Raw genomic sequence first — 20,903 nt, 5'->3', positions numbered from 1 at the left:
GGGCCGCCTTTGCGTTTGACGTCAGGCTACCGGATTGATTGGCTTTTCCGGGTACCACACGTCCAACAGCGGGCTAACTTCAACGCTGCTCAGCTCTGGGCGCGCTTTCAACCAGGATTCAACAGCTGCACGCTGTTCTTCGCTGACCGAGCCGCGCTTCTGCAGGCAAACCAGACCGTAGTCGTCGCCGCCAACATAACCCAGGCCGTTAGCTTCCATGGCTTGCGCCAGGAAGTCTGCCAGGAATGCATCGATAGCCTCTTCCGACAGGTCTTCTTTGAAATCCAGGTTCAGCTCAAAACCCAACTCCTGAAATTCATCAACGCACAGTTTTTTGCGCAGACGCTGGGAACGATTAGTAGCCATTGAACAATCCTCTTAAGTAATAACGGGCGGCACTTTAGCAGCTTAAGGCAACGCTTGCCCGGTTCCGTGTGAACGGTTCATCGTTTTCTATACTTAATCCGCCAAACCCTGTTACAGGTGGATGCACAAGCCCAACAACCTTGGGGCATAATGCCAACACTTTTAAGACCATTGAGGGAACTTTTCATCATCCCTCTTATTTTTTTCCCTCGCCTGCAGGGTTTTACTTCTTATGATCAAATCTTTACGGCCATTGCTTCTTGCCAGCCTTTTTTTGCCACTGGCCTTCGGCGCCAACGCCGCCCCTGTCAACACAACGCTCTCGCCCAAAGTTCAGCAAGCACTCAAAACCAATAAACTGCAGAACGATGCACTGTCATTGGTCCTCCTGCCGCTCAACGGCCCGGGCATTCCAACCGTATTCAATGCCGATGTATCCATGAACCCGGCCTCCACGATGAAGCTGGTGACCACTTACGCGGCCCTGGAAATGCTCGGCCCCACCCATCAGTGGAAAACCGAGTTCTACACAGATGGCACCCTGAACAACGGCATCCTGCAAGGTAACCTTTACCTCAAGGGCGGCGGCGATCCCAAGCTGAACATGGAAAAACTATGGCTGTTGATGCGCGACCTGCGCGCCAATGGCGTGCAACAGGTAACCGGCGACCTGGTACTTGATCGCAACTTCTTCAATCAACCGCAATTACCCGTCTTCAACGACGATGGCAACGATAAAAACAAACCCTTCCTGGTCAAGCCCGACTCGCTGCTGGTCAACCTTAAAGCCTTGCGCTTCGTGGCCCGCAACGACGGGGGCAAAGTCCTGATATCAGTCGAACCACCGATTGCCAGCATCAAAATCGACAATCAGGTCAAGGCCGTCAATGCCAAGCAATGCACAGGTGACGTGCGCTACAACCCGGTACCCCAAGCCGACGGCTCGGTACTCGTCACCGTGAGCGGACAGCTGGCCGACGGCTGCAACTCGCAAACCTACTTGTCCCTGCTTGATCACGCGACCTACACAGCCGGCGCTGTACGCGCCATTTGGAAAGAGCTGGGCGGCAGCATTCAAGGCCAGGACCGCCAGGCCAGCGTGCCGAAGAACTCGAAACTGCTGGCACGGGCATTCTCTCCGGATCTGGCCGAAATCATTCGCGACATCAACAAATATAGTAACAACACCATGGCCCAGCAACTGTTCCTGAGCCTGGGCGCACAGTTTCGCAACGACGCCGACGGTGACGATGCCAAAGCTGCACAGCGTGTAGTACGCCAATGGCTGGCCAAAAAAGGCATCACCGCACCCCATCTGGTCATGGAAAACGGTTCCGGCTTGTCCCGGGCCGAACGCGTGAGCGCACGTGAAATGGCGCAAATGCTACAGGCCGCCTGGCAAAGCCCCTACGCTGCCGAATTCATCAGCTCCATGCCGATTGCCGGCAAAGACGGCACCATGCGTAAACGCCTGAAAACCACCGCCATGAACGGCCAGGCTCACATCAAGACCGGCACACTCAATACAGTGCGCGCCATTTCCGGGTTTAGCCGCGACAGCAACGGCAATACCTGGGCGGTGGTCGCCATCCTCAACGACCCTCGCCCGTGGGGCGCTTCGGCCATTCTCGATCAAGTGCTGCTCGATCTGTATCGCCAGCCACAAGTTCCCAACAGTGCGGTCTCCATAGCCCAGTAAGGCGTTGACCAAGCAATAAAAAACGCCCCTGATCTTGCGATCAGGGGCGTTTTTTTATGGGGGCGGGCTTACAGCACCGGTATTACCGGGCCATGATTTTCCAGGCACGGTGAATTTTGCTGTTGCGGGCAAAGTCCGGATCGATGGTGCTGGCGGTTATTTCTTCCACGGCATAACGCGCTTCCAGATTTTCATCGAGGATGAATTTGCGGAAGTTGTTCGAGAAGTACAGCACCCCACCCGGCGCCAGACGCGCCATGGCCAGATCCAGCAACTGCACGTGATCGCGCTGCACATCGAAGATCCCTTCCATGCGCTTGGAGTTGGAGAAGGTCGGCGGATCAATAAAGATCAGGTCGTACTCTTCACGACAGGCATCCAGCCACACCATCACATCGCCCTGCTCCAGGCGGTTTTTATCCGAAAAACCGTTCAGAGACAGGTTACGGCGCGCCCAGTCCAGATAAGTCTTGGACAAGTCGACGCTGGTGGTGCTGCGAGCACCGCCCTTGGCAGCATGGACGCTGGCGGTCGCGGTGTAGCAGTACAGATTGAGGAAGCGCTTGCCTGCAGCCTCTTTCTGAATGCGCATGCGCATTGGGCGGTGATCCAGGAACAGACCGGTATCCAGATAGTCCGTGAGGTTCACCAGCAGCTTCACACCGCCTTCATTGACCTCGGTGAACTTGCCCTGGGCACTTTGACGCTCGTACTGCTTGGTGCCGCTCTGGCGCTCACGACGCTTGACGATCACACGACTCTTGTCGATGTTCAGCGCCTGGGGAATGGCTGCCAAGGCATCGAACATGCGCGCCGAAGCTTTTTCAGGATCAATGGATTTCGGTGCCACATACTCCTGAACGTGAACCCAGTCGTGGTACAGGTCGATCGCCATCGCATATTCCGGCATATCGGCGTCGTAGACACGATAGCAATCGATCCCTTCACGCTTGACCCACTTGCTCAGCGCCTTGAGATTTTTTTGCAGGCGGTTGGCAAACATCTGCCCGCCCTCGCTCAAGCGCGGCTGTTCGATCACCACCGGCACTGGCTTGATCGGGTTGCCGTTCTTGTTGAACTTCTCGTATTTACCTGGCGCTTCGATGTTCGACGGCAGATCGGACTCAGCCTGCTCGCGATCAATCTGACGCTGCTCAGGCGTACGTCGCTCACCCGTCACAAACTGATCCGGCACAACCTTGATCAACAGCAGCTTGCACGGCAACGCGCCGTTCCAGAACGAGTACTGCTTATGGCTGCGAATCCCCATGCGCTTGCCCAGATCCGGAGCACCGGTAAACACCGCGGCCTCCCAGTTCAAGCAAGCCTGACGCAGACGCTCGCCGAGGTTCTGGTAGAGATAGAGCAAGCTCGCCTCGTCGCCCAGACGCTCACCGTACGGAGGGTTGCAGATCACCAGGCCTTTCTGGTTCTGGTCCGGACGCGGCTCGAAGGTCGCAACCTCGCCCTGGTAAATCTTGATCCAGTGGCTCAGACCGGCGCGCTCGATGTTATTGCGTGCAGGCTGGATCAGGCGCGGGTCGGCTTCATAACCACGAATCCACAGAGGTGGCTTGGCCATGCCGACTTCTGCACGCTCAGTGGCTTCCTGGTGAAGTTTTTTCCAGATAGCCGGCACGTGGCCCAGCCAGGCATCAAAACCCCAGTGAATGCGGTTCAGGTTAGGCGCCATGTCGGCAGCAATCATTGCGCCTTCAACCAGGAACGTACCCACACCACACATCGGGTCAGCCAAGGCAGCGCCTTCGGCTGCCATACGTGGCCAGCCCGAACGAATCAGGATGGCAGCCGCGAGGTTTTCCTTCAGCGGTGCAGCACCTTGCTGCAGACGGTAGCCACGCTGGTGCAAGCTGTGACCTGACAGGTCCAGGGACAGAATGGCTTCGCCGCGATCCAGTCGCAGGTGGATACGAATGTCCGGGCTGATCTTGTCGATGGACGGACGCTCGCCAGACGGCGTACGCAACTTGTCGACGATTGCGTCTTTTACTTTCAACGCACCAAAGTGCGTGTTGTCGATACCCGAACCATGACCGCTGAATTCAACAGCCAGCGTGCCATCCGGGACCATGTGGTCATGCCAGTCAATGTCCAGAACGCCGTGGTACAGGTCTTCCGCATCTTTCATCGGAAAACGCTTGAGCACCAGCAACACACGGTTGGCGAGGCGCGACCATAGACACAAGCGGTAGGCAGTTTCCATATCTGCCATGCCACGAATGGCCGAGGTGTGCTCGCGAGCTTCCTCAAGGCCAAGGCCGGTGGCCTCTTCGAGGAGAAGGCCTTCAAGGCCTTTAGGGCAGGTAAGGAAGAGTTCGTAACGATCCGACATGGGATTCCTGAGCTTTTAGCTATCAGTGAAGAGGCAACGCATTGCCTGCTCCGTTTTCAATCAAGCGCTTTTCTTGAAGAGCGCTCGTGTGGCACGAAAATGTGCCGTTCCACCGATGCGTTTTTCATGCCCTGAGGCACGAAGAGTTTAGACGCAGAGGCAGGTCATTCATCGAGAAACAATTGGTCATATTCAGACCCTTCGTCGAATAGTGCCCCAGCAAAACAGGGGGATATTCGCAGCAGAGAATGAAACGCATCATATTTGTAAACACTCGCCCTGACAGGCTTTGGTCGCATTTCGCAGCAGAAAAGCGACCTTACTTATGGCCATAACACCAATATCGTTACGTGCTTATGACAAAACGATCATTCACACGCCTTGGCGCATTGGTTAGAACTCAACTCAGGTTATCGCCGCACAGGCCATAACGAAATGCTCGCCACGCCGGCAGCGAGCACACCAACGGCAGAACACTCTGCCCCGACCTTCAGAAGGTCGACGCTAAATAAAACAGTCAACAAGTGAGGGCAATACCCTATGAGAAGACTTAAGCGTGATCCGTTGGAAAAAGCTTTCTTACGCGGATATCAATACGGTGTTAATGGAAAATCCCGCGAGCTTTGCCCTTTTACTCTACCGTCGGTACGCCAAGCCTGGATTAACGGCTGGCGCGAAGGACGCGGCGACAACTGGGACGGTATGACTGGCACTGCGGGCATCCACAGACTCAACGAACTTCACGCCGTCGGCTAACTCTGGGCAAATCCGACATCACCTCGAAGATGCAATGACTCAACCATGCCGTCCTATCCGGGCGGCGGGCTTCGGCCCAAGGGCTCCTCAGGGAGCCCTTTTTATTGCCTGCCGATTTATGACCGCGCCAAGGCGGAAATGGCATCGACGGATTCGCGAATCAAGGCCGGGCCCTTGTAGATGAAACCCGAGTAAATCTGCACCAGGCTCGCACCCGCAGCGATTTTCTCAGCCGCGTACTTGCCTTCGGTGATTCCGCCCGCCGCAATGATCGGCATACGACCTGCCAGCTCTCCTGCCAGCACCTTGACCGTATGGGTACTCTTGTCACGCACCGGCGCGCCCGACAGGCCGCCAGCCTCGTCGCCATGCTCCATGCCCTCAACACCTACGCGACTCAGGGTAGTGTTGGTCGCAATGACCGCGTCCATACCCGTCTCAAGCAGCGCCTGAGCCACGAGCACGGTTTCTTCGTCGGTCATGTCAGGTGCGATCTTGATTGCCAGCGGTACGCGTTTACCGTGGCGCTGTGTCAGTTCGTTCTGACGCACTTGTAGGGCTTCAAGCAACTGCTTGAGCGAATCGCCAAATTGCAGGCTGCGCAGGCCTGGAGTATTGGGCGAACTCACGTTTACGGTGACATAACTGGCGTGGGCATACACCTTATCCAGGCAGATCAGGTAGTCATCGACCGCGCGCTCTACCGGCGTGTCGAAGTTCTTGCCAATGTTGATCCCCAGAATACCGGTGTACTTGGCCGCCTGAACCCGCGTCAGCAAATGATCAACCCCAAGGTTGTTAAACCCCATGCGGTTGATGATTGCCTGCGCTTCAGGCAGTCGGAAAATGCGTGGCTTGGGATTGCCTGGCTGAGGGCGCGGCGTCACCGTGCCGATCTCGACAAATCCAAAACCCAACTGCGCAAAACCATCAATGGCTGCACCGTTTTTGTCCAGACCTGCGGCCAGCCCGACCGGGTTCGGAAAATCGAGCCCCATGACCTTCACTGGCAGCCTTGCTGGCGCCTTGCACAACAAACCGTTGAGCCCGAGACGGCCACCCGCACCGATCAAGTCCAGGGACAAATCGTGAGAGGTTTCAGGGGAGAGTTTGAAGAGCAACTGGCGGGCCAGGTTATACATGGGCTGATTGGACTCAAAGGGGTACTTGAAGAGTGCGCGATTATAGCTGCGCGGACCGCTAAATCACAGGCAAAGAAAAACCCGGCCTAAGCCGGGTTTTTCTGAACAGCCGAGCTAAATAATTACTTAGCTTCTGCTTGAACGGTCGCTTCTACGCGACGGTTCAGTTCACGGCCTTCTGCAGTTGCGTTGCTTGCAACTGGGTTGGCTTTACCGTGACCGACAGCGTCTACACGGTTAGCTGCAACACCTTGGTTAACCAGGGCTGCACGAACGGCGTCAGCACGACGCTGCGACAGTTTCTGGTTGTAGGCATCGGTACCAACGCTGTCAGTGTAACCAGCAACAGTGGTGGTAGTAGCTGGGTACTGCTTCATGAAATCAGCAACGTTGTTGATATCAGCTGCGTACTGCGGCTTAACGTTGGATTTGTCGAAGTCGAATTTCACGTCAAGTTCAACGCGAACAACTTCAGCGATTGGAGCTTCTGGTTCTGGCTCAGCGATTGGTGCTGGAGCTGGAACTGGAGCAGGAGCGACTTTACCGCCGTTGCCGCCGAAGTTCACACCCAGACCAACGGTAGGAGCGTAGTCCCACTTGCCGTTGTCCAGTTTGTAGTCAGCTTCAACGCCAGCACGGGCGAACAGGTTGTCAGTGATGTACCACTTAACACCAGCGCCTGCAGTCAGGAAAGTCGACTGGTCACGACCGCTGTGGCCGTCTGCGATCACGTTGGTCATGCTCTTGTGAGCAACACCGCCGGAAACGTATGGACGCAGAGCGTCGCCTACGGTGCCGAAGTGGTACTGAGCGTTCAGACCAAAGTTGTCGCCTTTGATTTTCTGGTTGCCAGTGCCGTCATTCGAACGGGTGTGGTTGGTTTTGTCGTAGGTCAGGTTCAACGAAACGTCGTCGGTCAGGAAGTAACCGATCGATGCGCCTGGGTTGTAGCCGTCTTCTACGTGCTTGACGCTGTCGTTGTACTGTTTTTTGTAGAACAGTTCACCCTCGACCGCGCCTTGGCCTTGTGCCAGGGCACCGAACGAAGTTGCGGCTACAAAGGAACCAATGGCAATGCCCAAGGTGTTTTTCAGTTTCATCCGTTAAATCCCCATCTGGTGATTGTAAAGCAGTCCCACATACCGGGGGACAACTCGGCGGCAAGTCTATCAGACCTTGCCTACACGTAGAGCCATTTGCGCTGAACTAAGTTTCAGCAATACCTGCAAATTTCTCACGCAATTTATCTAGAGCGCGCTTGTAACGCATCTTTGTCGCACTCAAACCCATATGCATTATGTCCGCGATTTCCTGAAATTCCAGTTCTGCGACAAAACGCAGCACGAGAATTTCCCGATCAATCGGGTTTACATGCACCAGCCAGCGATCAAGTCCGCCCTTTTCCTCAGGTTTCGGCGCCTTTTCTTCGGACGCTTCCTCGAGGGGGTCAATACTTAATGCGTCCATCAAGCGACGCTTTCGCCGTTCCTTCCGATACTGTGTAATGCATTCGTTGTAAGTGATGCTATATAGCCATGTCTTGAATTTCGACTTCCCTTCAAAATTCTTCAAACCGTACAGCACTTTCAGCATGACTTCCTGACAGACATCATCAGCGTCCCTATCGTTCCCTAAATACCTTGAACAAACGTTGAACAAAGTACGTTGATAGCGCCGCATCAGCTCTTCATAAGCACGCGTCACGTGAAACAACTCATCATGCGAGCGCGCCACCAGCTCCTCATCAGAGAGCTCGCGGGGATCGTAGCGCATGGATAGCGATTGGGCTTTATTCAAAACGAGTTGTGCCAGCAGTCAGGTCAATGTCCGCCGCAGCCTATCAATCATGGCTTTTTTGCGGCGGCGTACATTAGCAGGGTTTGCCGCCTCAGCGACTGGTTACGTGCTGCTCCAACAAGATCCGATTCGAGATGGAGACTAGCTCACCCTCATCGGTCAGCAACGTGGTTTTAACCGTGCCAATCTCTTCGATCTGCCCTTCAACCTCGCCCACACGGACTTCCTGCCCAACTTGATACAGCTCACGCACATAGATGCCGGCAAGTATCTGCCCCGCGATTTCCCGACTGCCCAGCCCCATTGCCAAGGCAATGGCCAGACCAACGGTAATCAACACAATCACAATCACATGGTTCAGGAGGTCGGTTTTGACCTCCAGCTGGCTGATGGCAACCGAAATACTGATGATAATGACCAGGCCTTGAGTCACCCGGCCCAACCCGCTGGCGTAATCAAAACCGACACTTTCGGCAGCGCCACGAACCAGGCCGTTAAGTACCTGTGCCAGCAGCACGCCGGCCAACAGGACCAGCAACGCACCAAACACCTTGGGCAGATACACTGTCAGCAGGTCAAGCGCAGATGAAACGCGATCAAGACCCAGCGACTGAGCCGCCGAAACCAGGAACACCAGCAGCACAAACCAGTACACGATCTTGCCGATCAGCGTCGAGATCGGCACTTGAATCCCGACCCGTGCCAATATTTTGGTCAGGCCCGTGCCACCCATCAGGCGATCAAGGCCCAATTTGGCAAGCAGCTTGGACAGCAGGGCATCGAGCAGTTTTGCAACCACGAAGCCCAGCAGTACTACCACCAACGCCCCGAAGAGGTTGGGAATGAAGTTCGCAATCTTAGTCCACAAGGCAGTCATTGCCGCGACCAGGCTCTGGGTCCAGACATTCAATTCCATGTTCAATCAGCCTTATCAACAGGGCGAGCAGCAGGTTTGCGCCGCGAAACGGGCGCAATATGAGCTGAACCGCTATTCAAAGCAATCATCAGTGCTTGCATCCAGCGCCCCAGCAGACTGAAAAGATCACCCGCACCGACCTGACGGTTGGCGGTTTTCAGTACGCGACCCAGGCAGGCGTCGTCGTCACGATTGGACGTAGGAGCCTTGAGCATTTCACGTAAGGACTGTTCAAACGGATCGTGCATAAGCACCTCTCGGTAAGTCAGTAAAAGACGAAGGCACATTTATCGAGGTCACATCAGGCTCACTCACAGCCACTGCAATCGGCGATAAAACCACCACTGCCCCACCCCGATGAGCAGCATCACACCGCACGTCACAGCAAACCCATAAGAGTCATTGGAGAACGGAACGCCCCCCACATTGATCCCCAGCAAACCGGTAATAAACGTGATCGGAAGAAAGATCCCGGTGAGCACGCCGAAGCGATACATGATGCGGCTCATGCGCACGTTCAAACGTCGGTCTTCGGACTCAAGCACCAGCCCCACGCGCTCGCGGGTCAGTTCAAGCTCCTCCAGATAACGGGTCAGGCTGTTGTTCAGTTCGTTCCAGTAGTCGGCATCATCGGCGCTGAACCACGGTAATTTGGTACGCGTGAGCTGACCGAAAATATCCCGCTGCGGGGCCAGGAAACGACGCAAGGCGGCAGCCCGTCGTCGAACCTGCAAAATGGAGTTATGGTCAGGGGTATACCGTTCGTCGGCATCTATCTTATCTTCTTCGTCATCGACGATTTCTGACAGATCTCCGATCAAATCCTGCACCTTCAACGTCAGGTGCTGCGCCAGATAAAGAATCAGTTCAGAGGGGGTTTTCGGACCTTCGCCCTGGGAGAATTCACCGAGCAGTTCATCAGTGGCCCGAAGTGGACGCATGCGCAGCGAGATCACCCGCTGCGCGCTGCCAAAGATACGCAGCGAAACCATGTCTTCAGGCTCTGCACCCGGATTCAGGTTGACCCCACGCATAAACAGCAGCAGCTCATTGTTGGGGACAGGCACTAAACGCGGACGGGTGTTTTCCTCAAGCAGCAAGTCACAGCTGAAATCACTTAAACCACTCGAATCACGCAACCAGCTCTGGGTCTGCGGATGACTGCGATCCCAGTGCAACCAGATGCTTTCGTGGGCCTGCAACTGCAGATCGTTCAGCTCGGTACGTGCGATCGGACGCGCACCACCTTCCCCATCCAATACCAGTGCATGCACCAGCCCCCATTGAGCGTTTTCGTCCTCGAACATCCGTGATCCTTAGTGGTATTGCCTTCAGGCCGGTATTTTCAGAGCCGTGGGCGAAATGATAACGCCATTGTTGTCGGCATAAATAAATTCTCCGGGGCGGAACGTGACACCGGCAAACGTGACCGGCACATTCACATCCCCCACACCGCGCCTGATGCTCTTGAGCGGGTGACTGGCCAGAGCCTGCACGCCCAGATCGGTTTGCGCGAGCACATCGACATCGCGGATACAGCCGTAAATCACGATCCCTTCCCAGCCATTTTTCGCGGCTTTCTCGGCAATCATGTCGCCCAGCAAGGCATGGCGCAGAGAACCACCGCCATCAACTACCAGTACTTTGCCCTGCCCGTTGAGTTCGGCCTGCTCCTTGACGCGCGAATTGTCCTCGAAGCACTTGATGGTCACGATCTCGCCACCAAAGGAGTCGCGCCCGCCAAAGTTGCTGAACATCGGTTCAAGCACTTGCACTAGCTCAGGGTAGGCATCGCACAGATCGGGAGTGATGTAGTGATTCACGAGAAAGCTCCTGTTCAGAGTGGGCACAGCAGAGAGAACAACGATAGCACTAAAGTTCGTTCAACCAACTGCGCACCAACGGCCACACTTCCTGCTGGGCAGGCTGGCTGACCAGCATTTCAACATGGCTGAAGTCAGAGCTGAAGCCATGTTCGCGGCCAAGCGCCACGAACCTGCGCTGCTCGCCACCCAACTGATCGAACAATTTGCGGCAAGCCCATTGCGGCGCTTGCCGATCGCCCACGGCTGCCACCACCAGCGAAGGGATCTGAACTTCGGCCAGCCCGGCCCACCAATCTCGCTCGGCGTCCTTGAAGCGCCCCATAAAGCCGTTCCAGCGCAGTGTTTCAAGGGCAATGCTGATCGGCTCGTCTTCCGGGCCACGCTTGAGTCGTGTGCCCGACAGTTGCGCAAAACGCTTCAACAACAAATAAGCCCCCCACTGCACCGGCGGGATTTTCAGCGACCAATAACGACGATTGATCTGACAGCCAAAAAACGCTGCCGACGCGACGTCCTTATCGCCCAGATACTGTCCGCCAAGGGCTGCCGCCAAACTGATGGCGCCCTGGGAGTGGCCGATCCAGTGCGCAACTTGCCCGCTCTGTTCACGGACAAACGCTGCAATGGCCGGCAAATCGTACCGGGCGTAGTCCGCAACACGGTTCTTGTTCCAGGCAATATTGCGCGACGAAAGGCCGTGACCGCGCATTTCAGGCAGCCATACATCAAAACCGGCACGGGCCAGAAATGCCCCCAACCCTACGCCTTTGGGCGAGTACCAAAAACGCCGATTGGAAAAGCTGCCATGTAACAGAATGACCGGCACACCACGCACCTGAGTGTCGTCGGCCATGCCCAGTCGAGTGACCACCAGCTCAACGGAAATATCCGGGCTGTTGGCAGGCTTCAAGCGATAAACATCTTCGCTCAGATCGCCCCGACGCTCAGCGCTGATCAGGGCAACGGGAAAAAGGAGACTGCTGCTTTGCATAATGCTCTTGCACAAAAAAGGGCGACTTCACACAGGAACTCGCCCTACCGCCTATAAAGAGCAGGGCAGCCCTGACGGCTACCCTGCTCCTCGCTCAACGACTCAAGCCTGAGCTTGGCCTTCTGCCAGGAAGAACCAGGTTTCCAGCACGGAGTCCGGGTTCAGCGACACGCTTTCGATGCCCTGCTCCATCAACCACAGCGCCAGATCCGGGTGATCGGATGGGCCCTGACCGCAAATACCGATGTATTTGCCAGCCTTGTTGCACGCCTGAATGGCGTTGGACAGCAGCTTTTTGACGGCAGGGTTGCGCTCGTCAAACAGGTGCGCGATCACACCCGAGTCGCGGTCCAGGCCCAGGGTGAGCTGAGTCAGGTCGTTGGAGCCAATGGAGAAACCGTCGAAGAACTCGAGGAACTCTTCAGCCAGAATCGCGTTGGACGGCAGTTCGCACATCATGATGATGCGCAGGCCGTTTTCGCCGCGTTTTAGGCCGTTTTCAGCCAGCAGGTCGATGACCTGGCTCGCTTCACCCAGGGTACGTACGAACGGCACCATGATTTCGACGTTGGTAAAGCCCATCTCGTTGCGCACACGCTTGAGCGCACGGCACTCGAGTTCAAAGCAATCACGGAAGTTTTCGCTGATGTAACGCGAAGCACCGCGGAAGCCCAGCATCGGGTTTTCTTCTTCCGGCTCGTACAGTTTGCCGCCAATCAAATTCGCGTATTCGTTGGACTTGAAGTCCGACAGACGCACAATCACTTTCTTCGGTGTGAACGCGCCAGCCAAGGTGCTGATGCCTTCAACCAGCTTCTCTACATAGAAACCAACCGGATCGTTGTAGCCCGCAATGCGCTTGTCGACGCTGTCCTTGATTTCCTGAGGCAGGCCATCGTAGTTCAGCAGCGCTTTAGGGTGCACACCGATCATGCGGTTGATGATGAACTCCAGGCGGGCCAGGCCCACACCGGCGTTCGGCAGCTGTGCGAAGTCAAAGGCGCGGTCCGGGTTGCCGACGTTCATCATGATTTTGAACGGCAGATCCGGCATGGCATCCACGGAGTTCTTCTTGATGTCGAAGCCCAGTTCGCCTTCGAAGATGAACCCGGTATCGCCTTCAGCACACGACACGGTAACGCCCTGGCCGTCTTTCAGCAGTTGGGTGGCGTTGCCGCAACCCACCACGGCCGGAATACCCAGTTCGCGAGCGATGATCGCCGCATGGCAGGTACGACCGCCACGGTTGGTCACGATGGCGCTTGCGCGCTTCATCACGGGTTCCCAGTCCGGGTCGGTCATGTCCGATACAAGCACGTCGCCTGGCTGGACTTTGTCCATTTCCGACACGTCCTTGATGATGCGAACCTTGCCCGCGCCAATACGCTGGCCAATGGCACGGCCTTCAGCCAGTACGGTACCGGTTTCCTTGAGCAGGTAGCGCTCCATGACATTGCCGGCGCTGCGGCTCTTCACGGTTTCAGGGCGAGCCTGAACGATGTACAGCTTGCCGTCATCGCCGTCTTTGGCCCACTCGATGTCCATCGGGCACTTGTAGTGCTTCTCGATGATCATCGCTTGCTTGGCCAGTTCGCTGACTTCAGCGTCGGTCAGGCAGAAGCGTGCGCGGTCGGCTTTATCAACGTCGATCACCTTGACCGACTTGCCGGCCTTGGCTTCGTCGCCGTAGATCATCTTGATGGCTTTGCTGCCCAGGTTGCGACGCAAAATCGCAGGGAGGCCAGCTTCGAGGGTTTGCTTGTGAACGTAGAACTCATCCGGGTTTACCGCGCCTTGTACGACGGTTTCACCCAGGCCGTAGGCGCCGGTAATGAACACTACATCGCGAAAGCCCGACTCGGTGTCCAGGGTGAACATCACGCCTGCAGTGCCAGTTTCAGAGCGCACCATGCGCTGTACGCCGGCCGACAGAGCGACCAGTTTATGGTCAAAGCCCTGATGCACGCGGTAGGAAATCGCACGGTCGTTGAACAGGGAGGCAAAAACCTCCTTGGCCGCACGAATCACGTTTTCAACGCCACGGATGTTCAGGAAGGTTTCTTGCTGACCGGCAAAGGACGCGTCCGGCAAGTCTTCGGCGGTGGCCGAGGAACGCACGGCAACGGCCATGTCCGGATTGCCCTGGGACAGAGCAGCAAAGGCGGTACGAATTTCGGCGTTAAGCTTCTCCGGGAACTCGGCTTCCATGATCCATTGACGGATCTGGGCACCGGTTTTGGCCAGGGCATTAACGTCATCAACATCGAGCGCATCCAGCGCAGCATGGATCTGGTCGTTCAAACCGCTCAGTTCAAGAAAATCACGATATGCCTGAGAAGTAGTGGCGAAGCCACCTGGAACTGAAACACCAGCGCCTGCAAGATTACTGATCATCTCGCCGAGGGATGCGTTCTTGCCCCCTACGTGCTCTACATCATGGACGCCGAGCTTATCGAGGGAAACTACGTACTCTACCAAGGTGATCTCTCCACTAACTGTGTTGGAAAAGCTCAGGGCGCTGAATACTCATCATGAGTCATCGCAGCGATTGTGGCCTGGACCCGGAAAATAAGTGACACTGCCTGTCATGTAGCGCGACAAAAGCGCGCCTATCATATCCAAGAATCGTCACCAGCTTAAGGCCCCAGGCGCAAATGAAACGATCTGCTTTCTTTATCTCCGATGGCACGGGCATAACTGCCGAAACCCTGGGCCAAAGTTTGTTGGCTCAATTCGAAAATGTGACCTTCAGCAAGTTCACGCGCCCTTATATAGACAGCGTGGACAAAGCGCGGGCAATGGTACAACAAATCGATATCGCCGCCGAAAAAGACGGTTATAGCCCGATAATTTTCGACACTATCGTCAATCAGGACATTCGCGAGATCCTCGCCACGTCCAATGGTTTCATGATCGACATCTTCTCCAGCTTCCTGGCCCCGCTGGAGCAGGCACTGGGTGAGCACTCCTCGTATTCGGTGGGCAAATCCCACTCCATTGGCCACAACTCCAACTACATGGAGCGTATCGAGGCGGTGAACTTCGCCCTCGACAACGACGACGGCGCCCGCACCCACAAATACGACAAGGCCGACCTGATTCTGGTGGGCGTGTCGCGCTGCGGCAAAACCCCTACATGCCTGTACATGGCCATGCAATTCGGTATCCGCGCGGCCAACTACCCGCTGACCGATGACGACATGGAAAGCCTCAAGCTGCCTGCGGCCCTGCGTGAACACAAACACAAGCTGTTCGGCCTGACGATCGATCCGGACCGTTTGACTGCCATTCGCAACGAACGCAAGCCCAACAGCCGCTACTCCAGTTTTGCCCAGTGCGAATTTGAAGTCCGAGAAGTCGAACGCCTGTTCCAGCGCGAAAACATCCCGCACATCAACTCCACGCATTTCTCGGTTGAAGAAATCTCGGCCAAGATCCTGGTCGAAAAAGGCGTGGAGCGCCGGTTCAAGTAAGTTCTGCATCAACCTGTAGTCGCTGCCGCAGGCTGCGATGGGTTGCGAAGCGACCCTCAAGGTCATTCGGCCCTTATCGCAGCCTTCGGCAGCGACTACAAAACCCTAGATCACCAGTAAATCCACAAACTTGTTAACCGGCATTGCTTCCAGCGCTGCCTGATCCTTGCACAGCGCAAAAATCTCGGTACAACGCTGGCCTGCAAAGCGCGTCGCCAGATTGGCCTTGAACTTGTCTTCCAGTAACGGAATACCTTCTGCACGACGCCGACGATGGCCAATCGGGTACTCCACCACCACGTGCCCGGTATGGGTGCCATCTCTGAAAAACACCTGAATCCCATTGGCAATCGAGCGCTTGTCAGCCTCCAGGTATTCACGTGTGTAGCGCGGGTCTTCGACCACTACCATTTTTTCCCGTAACTGATCGATGATCGGGTTCGCGGCGTGGAAGTCATCTTCGTATTGCTCCGCTACCAGGTTGCCAAAAGCCAGCGGCACTGCAGTCATGTATTGAATGCAGTGATCGCGATCAGCTGCGTTGGCCAATTTGCCTTGCTTGGAAATGATCCGAATCGCTGATTCATGGGTTGTAATCACAATTTTTTCGATTTCATGCAGCCGATCCTTGACCTGCGGATGCAGTGTCACTGCAGCTTCGCATGCGGTTTGCGCATGGAACTCAGCCGGAAAACTGATCTTGAACAGCACGTTTTCCATCACATAGGTGCCGTAAGGCTGACTCAGGCTGAACTCGCGCCGACCTTCGGGCTTGAGCGCCAGATCCTTGTTGGTATGGCTGAACAGCACATCATAAAAACCCCACTGCGGTGCCGTGAGTACGCCGGGAACGCCCATCTCGCCACGCAGCGCAATATCGGCAAGACGCACGCCACGGCTCGACGCATCCCCTGCCGCCCAGGACTTTCGCGACCCCGCATTCGGCGCATGGCGATAAGTGCGCAGCGCCTGCCCATCCACAAATGCGTGGGACAGCGCCGACAGCAACTGTTCGCGATTGGCGCCCATCAACTTGGCGCATACCGCTGTGGAAGCGACCTTGACCAGCAACACATGATCCAGCCCGACACGGTTGAAGGAGTTTTCCAGGGCAATCACCCCCTGAATCTCGTGAGCCATGATCATGGCTTCCAGCACAGCCCGTACCGTCAGCGGCGTTTCACCCTGGGCGATACGCTTTTGCGACAGGTGATCGGCCACCGCCAGGATGCCGCCCAGATTGTCCGAAGGATGACCCCACTCAGCCGCCAGCCAGGTGTCGTTGTAATCCAGCCAACGCACGATGCAGCCGATGTCCCACGCTGCCTTGACCGGGTCGAGACGATACGACGTACCCGGCACGCGAGCGCCAAACGGCACCACGGTGCCCTCTACGATGGGGCCCAAGTGCTTGGTGCACTCAGGAAAACGCAGCGCCAGCAGGCCGCAGCCCAGGGTGTCCATCAGGCAGTTACGCGCAGTATTCAGGGCTTCGGGGGAGGTGATGGTGTAGGTCAGGACGTAATCAGCAATGTCCTGCAAAACCCGGTCATAGTCGGGGCGGTTGTTGAGGTCGACGTTGGCGCTCATGGGGTGTCTCCAAAGAGTGGGTAGGTGTCGTGTTCCATCCTCAGGGTCAGGGTCGTTGCCTGGCAGATCTGAATGCCTGCTCTGAAATACTGATGTCAGTCAGTGGGAGCGGGCAAGCCCGCCCCCACCGGGTTTAGAACGAGTCGCCCGGCACCCGCACCCAGCCTTCCATCAACACCCGCGCACTGCGGCTCATGATGGCTTTGGTCACGGTCCATTCGCCGTTGACCTGGCGCGCCTGCGCACCCACACGCAAGGTGCCCGAGGGATGGCCGAAACGCACGGCACTGCGCAATTCACCACCCGCCGCCAGATTGACCAGCGTGCCCGGAATCGCCGCAGCCGTACCAATGGCAACGGCTGCGGTTCCCATCATCGCGTGGTGCAATTTGCCCATCGACAAGGCCCGTACCAGCAAGTCCACATCCTGCGCAGCCACCGGCTTGCCACTGGACGACACATACGCCGCAGGCGGCGCAACAAAGGCGACCTTGGGCGTGTGCTGACGCTTGGCGGCGTCTTCAAGTGTGTCGATCAGTCCCATGCGCAATGCACCGTGGGCGCGGATGGTTTCGAACATGGCCAGGGCTTTTGGGTCACTGTTGATGTCGTTTTGCAGCTCCGCACCGGTGTAGCCAATGTCCCGTGCGTTAACGAAAATCGTCGGGATCCCGGCATTGATCATCGTCACGTTCAAGGTGCCCACACCTGGTACTTCAAGGTCATCCACCAGATGGCCGGTCGGGAACATCGAGCCGCCCGCCCCCTCTTCATCCGCTGCCGGATTGAGAAACTCCAGCTGAACTTCAGCCGCCGGAAAGGTCACGCCATCCAGCTCGAAATCGCCGGTTTCCTGCACGGCACCGTCGGTGATCGGCACATGGGCAATGATGGTCTTGCCGATATTGGCCTGCCAGATACGCACCACGGCCGTGCCGTTATCGGGAATGCGTGCCGCATCCACCAAACCACTACTGACGGCGAACGAACCCACGGCCGCCGACAGATTGCCGCAGTTGCCGCTCCAGTCCACAAATGGCTTGTCGATGGCGACCTGGCCGAACAGGTAATCCACGTCGTGATCGGCGTGCAGGCTTTTGCTCACGATCACGGTCTTGCTGGTGCTGGAGGTGGCAGCCCCCATGCCGTCGATCTGCTTTTCGTACGGGTCGGGGCTGCCGATCACTCGCAGCAGCAAGGCATCACGGGCTGCACCCGGCACCTGAGCCGCGGCAGGCAGGTCCAGGAGGCTGAAGAACACGCCCTTGCTGGTGCCGCCACGCATATAAGTCGCGGGAATTCTGATTTGCGCTGCATAGGCCATAACACACAGTCCTGTTGAGGCCGGGGCGCGTGACCCCGGCGCAGTGATCAAACGGTGGCTGATTCCAGGAAGTCCTGGGCAAAGCGCTGCAACACGCCACCCGCCTCATAGATCGAGACCTCTTCAGCGGTATCCAGGCGGCAGGTCACGGGGACTTCGACGCGCTCGCCATTTTTGCGGGTGATCACCAGTGTCAGGGTGGCTCGCGGGGTGCGCTCGCCGATCACATCGTAAATTTCACTGCCGTCGATCTGCAGGGTTTTACGGTTGGTACCCGGCATGAACTCCAGCGGCAATACACCCATACCCACCAGGTTGGTGCGGTGAATACGCTCAAAGCCTTCGGCAGCAATGGCCTCGACACCCGCCAGACGCACACCTTTGGCAGCCCAGTCGCGGGACGAGCCCTGGCCATAGTCGGCACCGGCGATGATGATCAGCGGCTGCTTGCGGTCCATGTAGGTCTCGATGGCTTCCCACATGCGCATCACTTGGCCTTCCGGCTCGAGACGGGTCAGCGAACCCTGTTTGACCTTGCCGTCCTCGATCACCATCTCGTTGAACAGTTTCGGGTTGGCGAAGGTTGCCCGCTGTGCGGTCAGGTGGTCGCCACGGTGAGTCGCATAGGAGTTGAAGTCGACTTCCGGCAAGCCCATTTTCGCCAGGTATTCACCCGCGGCGCTGTCGAGCATGATGGCGTTGGACGGCGACAAATGGTCAGTGGTGATGTTGTCCGGCAGCACCGCCAGCGGGCGCATGCCTTTGAGTGGACGCGCACCGGCCAATGCACCTTCCCAATAGGGCGGACGACGGATGTAAGTACTTTGCGGGCGCCAGTCATACAGCGGCTCGACTTTCGGGCCGGTGTCTTCATGAATGGCAAACATCGGGATGTAAACCTGACGGAACTGCTCGGGCTTGACCGCTGCCTTGACCACCGCGTCGATTTCTTCGTCGCTGGGCCAGATATCTTTCAGGCGGATTTCCTTGCCTTGGGCATCCAGGCCCAGCACATCTTTTTCGATATCAAAACGGATGGTTCCGGCAATCGCGTAGGCCACCACCAACGGCGGGGAGGCCAAGAACGCCTGTTTGGCGTAAGGGTGAATACGCCCGTCAAAATTGCGGTTACCCGACAGTACGGCAGTGGCGTACAGGTCGCGGTCGATGATTTCCTGCTGAATGGCAGGGTCCAGCGCACCGGACATGCCGTTGCAGGTCGTGCAGGCAAACGCCACGACACCAAAGCCCAATTTTTCCAGTTCGTGAGTCAAACCGGCTTCATCGAGGTAAAGGGCAACGGTTTTGGAGCCCGGTGCCAGAGAGGTCTTGACCCACGGTTTGCGGCTCAAGCCGAGCTTGTTGGCGTTGCGCGCCATCAGCCCCGCCGCAATCACGTTGCGCGGGTTGCTGGTGTTGGTGCAACTGGTAATGGCCGCGATGATGACCGCACCGTCGGGCATTTGCCCTGGCACTTCGTCCCACTGTCCGGCAATGCCCTTCGCGGCAAGGTCAGTGGTGGCCACACGGGCGTGAGGGTTGCTCGGGCCAGCCATGTTGCGCACGACCGATGACAGGTCAAAGCTCAGGTTGCGCTCGTATTGCGCGCCCTTGAGGCTGTCTGCCCACAGGCCGCTGACCTTGGCGTAGTTCTCCACCAACTGCACTTGCTGGTCTTCACGGCCAGTCAGTTTGAGGTAGTCGATGGTTTGCTGGTCGATGTAGAACATCGCGGCCGTGGCGCCGTATTCCGGGGCCATGTTGGAGATCGTCGCGCGATCGCCCAGGGTGAGTGCCGCAGCGCCTTCGCCGAAGAACTCCAGCCAGGCACCCACTACTTTTTGCTTGCGCAGGAACTCGGTCAGCGCCAGCACCATATCGGTGGCGGTAATGCCCGGCTGCAGCTTGCCGGTCAGCTCCACGCCGACGATTTCCGGCAAGCGCATCCACGACGCACGGCCAAGCATCACGCTTTCGGCTTCAAGGCCGCCCACCCCGATGGCGATGACGCCCAATGAATCCACGTGAGGCGTGTGGCTGTCTGTGCCCACACAGGTATCCGGGAATGCCACACCGTCGCGCACCTGGATCACCGGAGACATTTTTTCCAGGTTGATCTGGTGCATGATGCCGTTGCCCGGCGGGATCACATCGACGTTTTTGAACGCTTTTTTGGTCCACTCGATGAAGTGGAAACGGTCTTCGTTACGACGGTCCTCGATGGCGCGGTTCTTTTCGAACGCCTCGGGGTCGTAACCACCGCACTCGACAGCCAGCGAGTGGTCAACGATCAACTGGGTCGGCACGACCGGATTGACCTGAGCCGGATCACCGCCCTGCAAGGCGATGGCGTCACGCAGGCCGGCAAGGTCGACCAGCGCGGTCTGGCCCAGAATGTCGTGGCACACCACACGTGCCGGGAACCATGGAAAGTCGAGATCGCGCTTGCGATCAATCAACTGGCTCAGCGATGCATTCAGGGTGGCAGGATCGCAGCGGCGAACCAGGTTTTCGGCCAGTACGCGGGAGGTATAAGGCAGTGTGTCGTAAGCACCGGGCTTGATCGCGTCGACTGCCTCACGGGTGTCGAAATAATCCAGCCGGGTGCCCGGTAGTGTTTTGCGAAATTCAGTATTCATTGGCGCAGGACTCGATCACGGTAGTTACAAA

General features: G+C 57.0%; 17 protein-coding genes. 3 read left to right on the top strand and 14 right to left on the bottom strand.

Annotated features, from left to right (window positions below; all coding sequences use genetic code 11):
* Positions 1 to 21 precede the first annotated feature (21 nt).
* The gene (locus AC19YQ_RS02845; protein WP_019827656.1) at positions 22 to 366 is read right to left on the bottom strand and encodes a YggL family protein; all 345 of its coding nucleotides are present in this window, start codon (positions 364 to 366) and stop codon (positions 22 to 24) included.
* A gap of 232 nt (positions 367 to 598) precedes the next feature.
* Here AC19YQ_RS02845 and dacB point away from each other — a divergent pair, with 232 nt between their 5' ends.
* Positions 599 to 2,065 (top strand): D-alanyl-D-alanine carboxypeptidase/D-alanyl-D-alanine endopeptidase, encoded by a 1,467-nt coding sequence (dacB, locus tag AC19YQ_RS02840; protein WP_500594539.1) that lies wholly within the window; start codon positions 599 to 601, stop codon positions 2,063 to 2,065.
* 82 nt (positions 2,066 to 2,147) lie between these two features.
* Here the strand turns inward: dacB and rlmKL are convergent, their stop codons facing one another.
* Complete coding sequence (gene rlmKL / locus AC19YQ_RS02835; RefSeq protein WP_133075701.1) at positions 2,148 to 4,418, bottom strand: bifunctional 23S rRNA (guanine(2069)-N(7))-methyltransferase RlmK/23S rRNA (guanine(2445)-N(2))-methyltransferase RlmL; 2,271 nt, start codon at positions 4,416 to 4,418, stop codon at positions 2,148 to 2,150.
* A gap of 540 nt (positions 4,419 to 4,958) precedes the next feature.
* Here rlmKL and rmf point away from each other — a divergent pair.
* Positions 4,959 to 5,174 (top strand): ribosome modulation factor, encoded by a 216-nt coding sequence (gene rmf, locus AC19YQ_RS02830; RefSeq protein WP_095003125.1) that lies wholly within the window; start codon positions 4,959 to 4,961, stop codon positions 5,172 to 5,174.
* 116 nt (positions 5,175 to 5,290) lie between these two features.
* Here rmf and AC19YQ_RS02825 read toward each other — a convergent pair whose 3' ends face one another.
* The 9 genes from AC19YQ_RS02825 to ppsA form a co-directional block, all read right to left on the bottom strand.
* A complete protein-coding gene (locus tag AC19YQ_RS02825) occupies positions 5,291 to 6,316 on the bottom strand; it encodes a quinone-dependent dihydroorotate dehydrogenase (RefSeq protein ID WP_133075702.1) in 1,026 nt (341 codons plus the stop codon).
* Between the two features lie 122 nt (positions 6,317 to 6,438).
* Positions 6,439 to 7,416, bottom strand: a complete 978-nt coding sequence (locus AC19YQ_RS02820) for an OmpA family protein (RefSeq protein ID WP_048358833.1) — start codon at positions 7,414 to 7,416, stop codon at positions 6,439 to 6,441.
* 106 nt (positions 7,417 to 7,522) lie between these two features.
* Positions 7,523 to 8,113 carry an RNA polymerase sigma factor SigX gene (gene sigX, locus AC19YQ_RS02815; RefSeq protein WP_029611289.1) on the bottom strand — a complete coding sequence of 197 codons (591 nt, stop codon included), beginning with the start codon at positions 8,111 to 8,113 and terminating at the stop codon, positions 7,523 to 7,525.
* A gap of 91 nt (positions 8,114 to 8,204) precedes the next feature.
* Complete coding sequence (locus tag AC19YQ_RS02810; protein ID WP_016779913.1) at positions 8,205 to 9,029, bottom strand: mechanosensitive ion channel family protein; 825 nt, start codon at positions 9,027 to 9,029, stop codon at positions 8,205 to 8,207.
* 2 nt (positions 9,030 to 9,031) lie between these two features.
* The gene (locus AC19YQ_RS02805; protein ID WP_019827671.1) at positions 9,032 to 9,277 is read right to left on the bottom strand and encodes a hypothetical protein; all 246 of its coding nucleotides are present in this window, start codon (positions 9,275 to 9,277) and stop codon (positions 9,032 to 9,034) included.
* Positions 9,278 to 9,340: 63 nt separating this feature from the next.
* Positions 9,341 to 10,336, bottom strand: a complete 996-nt coding sequence (cmaX, locus tag AC19YQ_RS02800; RefSeq protein WP_133075703.1) for a divalent cation transporter CmaX — start codon at positions 10,334 to 10,336, stop codon at positions 9,341 to 9,343.
* Between the two features lie 24 nt (positions 10,337 to 10,360).
* Positions 10,361 to 10,852 carry a ribonuclease E activity regulator RraA gene (gene rraA, locus AC19YQ_RS02795; protein ID WP_133075704.1) on the bottom strand — a complete coding sequence of 164 codons (492 nt, stop codon included), beginning with the start codon at positions 10,850 to 10,852 and terminating at the stop codon, positions 10,361 to 10,363.
* Between the two features lie 49 nt (positions 10,853 to 10,901).
* The gene (locus AC19YQ_RS02790) at positions 10,902 to 11,846 is read right to left on the bottom strand and encodes an alpha/beta fold hydrolase (protein ID WP_500594538.1); all 945 of its coding nucleotides are present in this window, start codon (positions 11,844 to 11,846) and stop codon (positions 10,902 to 10,904) included.
* Between the two features lie 102 nt (positions 11,847 to 11,948).
* A complete protein-coding gene (ppsA, locus tag AC19YQ_RS02785) occupies positions 11,949 to 14,324 on the bottom strand; it encodes a phosphoenolpyruvate synthase (protein ID WP_500594537.1) in 2,376 nt (791 codons plus the stop codon).
* Between the two features lie 176 nt (positions 14,325 to 14,500).
* Here ppsA and ppsR point away from each other — a divergent pair, with 176 nt between their 5' ends.
* Entirely contained in the window at positions 14,501 to 15,319 is an 819-nt protein-coding gene (gene ppsR / locus AC19YQ_RS02780; RefSeq protein ID WP_133075707.1) for a posphoenolpyruvate synthetase regulatory kinase/phosphorylase PpsR, read from the top strand.
* Positions 15,320 to 15,424: 105 nt separating this feature from the next.
* On the opposite strand, the gene prpD is transcribed toward ppsR, so the two are convergent.
* The 3 genes from prpD to acnD form a co-directional block, all read right to left on the bottom strand.
* A complete protein-coding gene (prpD, locus tag AC19YQ_RS02775; protein ID WP_500594536.1) occupies positions 15,425 to 16,909 on the bottom strand; it encodes a 2-methylcitrate dehydratase in 1,485 nt (494 codons plus the stop codon).
* 133 nt (positions 16,910 to 17,042) lie between these two features.
* Positions 17,043 to 18,233, bottom strand: coding sequence for a 2-methylaconitate cis-trans isomerase PrpF (gene prpF, locus AC19YQ_RS02770; protein WP_500594535.1), 1,191 nt, complete (start codon positions 18,231 to 18,233; stop codon positions 17,043 to 17,045).
* Positions 18,234 to 18,280: 47 nt separating this feature from the next.
* Positions 18,281 to 20,872 carry a Fe/S-dependent 2-methylisocitrate dehydratase AcnD gene (gene acnD / locus AC19YQ_RS02765; protein ID WP_500594534.1) on the bottom strand — a complete coding sequence of 864 codons (2,592 nt, stop codon included), beginning with the start codon at positions 20,870 to 20,872 and terminating at the stop codon, positions 18,281 to 18,283.
* Positions 20,873 to 20,903 lie beyond the last annotated feature (31 nt).

The sequence above is a fragment of the Pseudomonas sp. MF06569 genome, from assembly GCF_059862735.1.
Note: the sequence above shows the minus strand (reverse complement) of the source record. Positions and strands in the feature narration are given on the sequence as shown.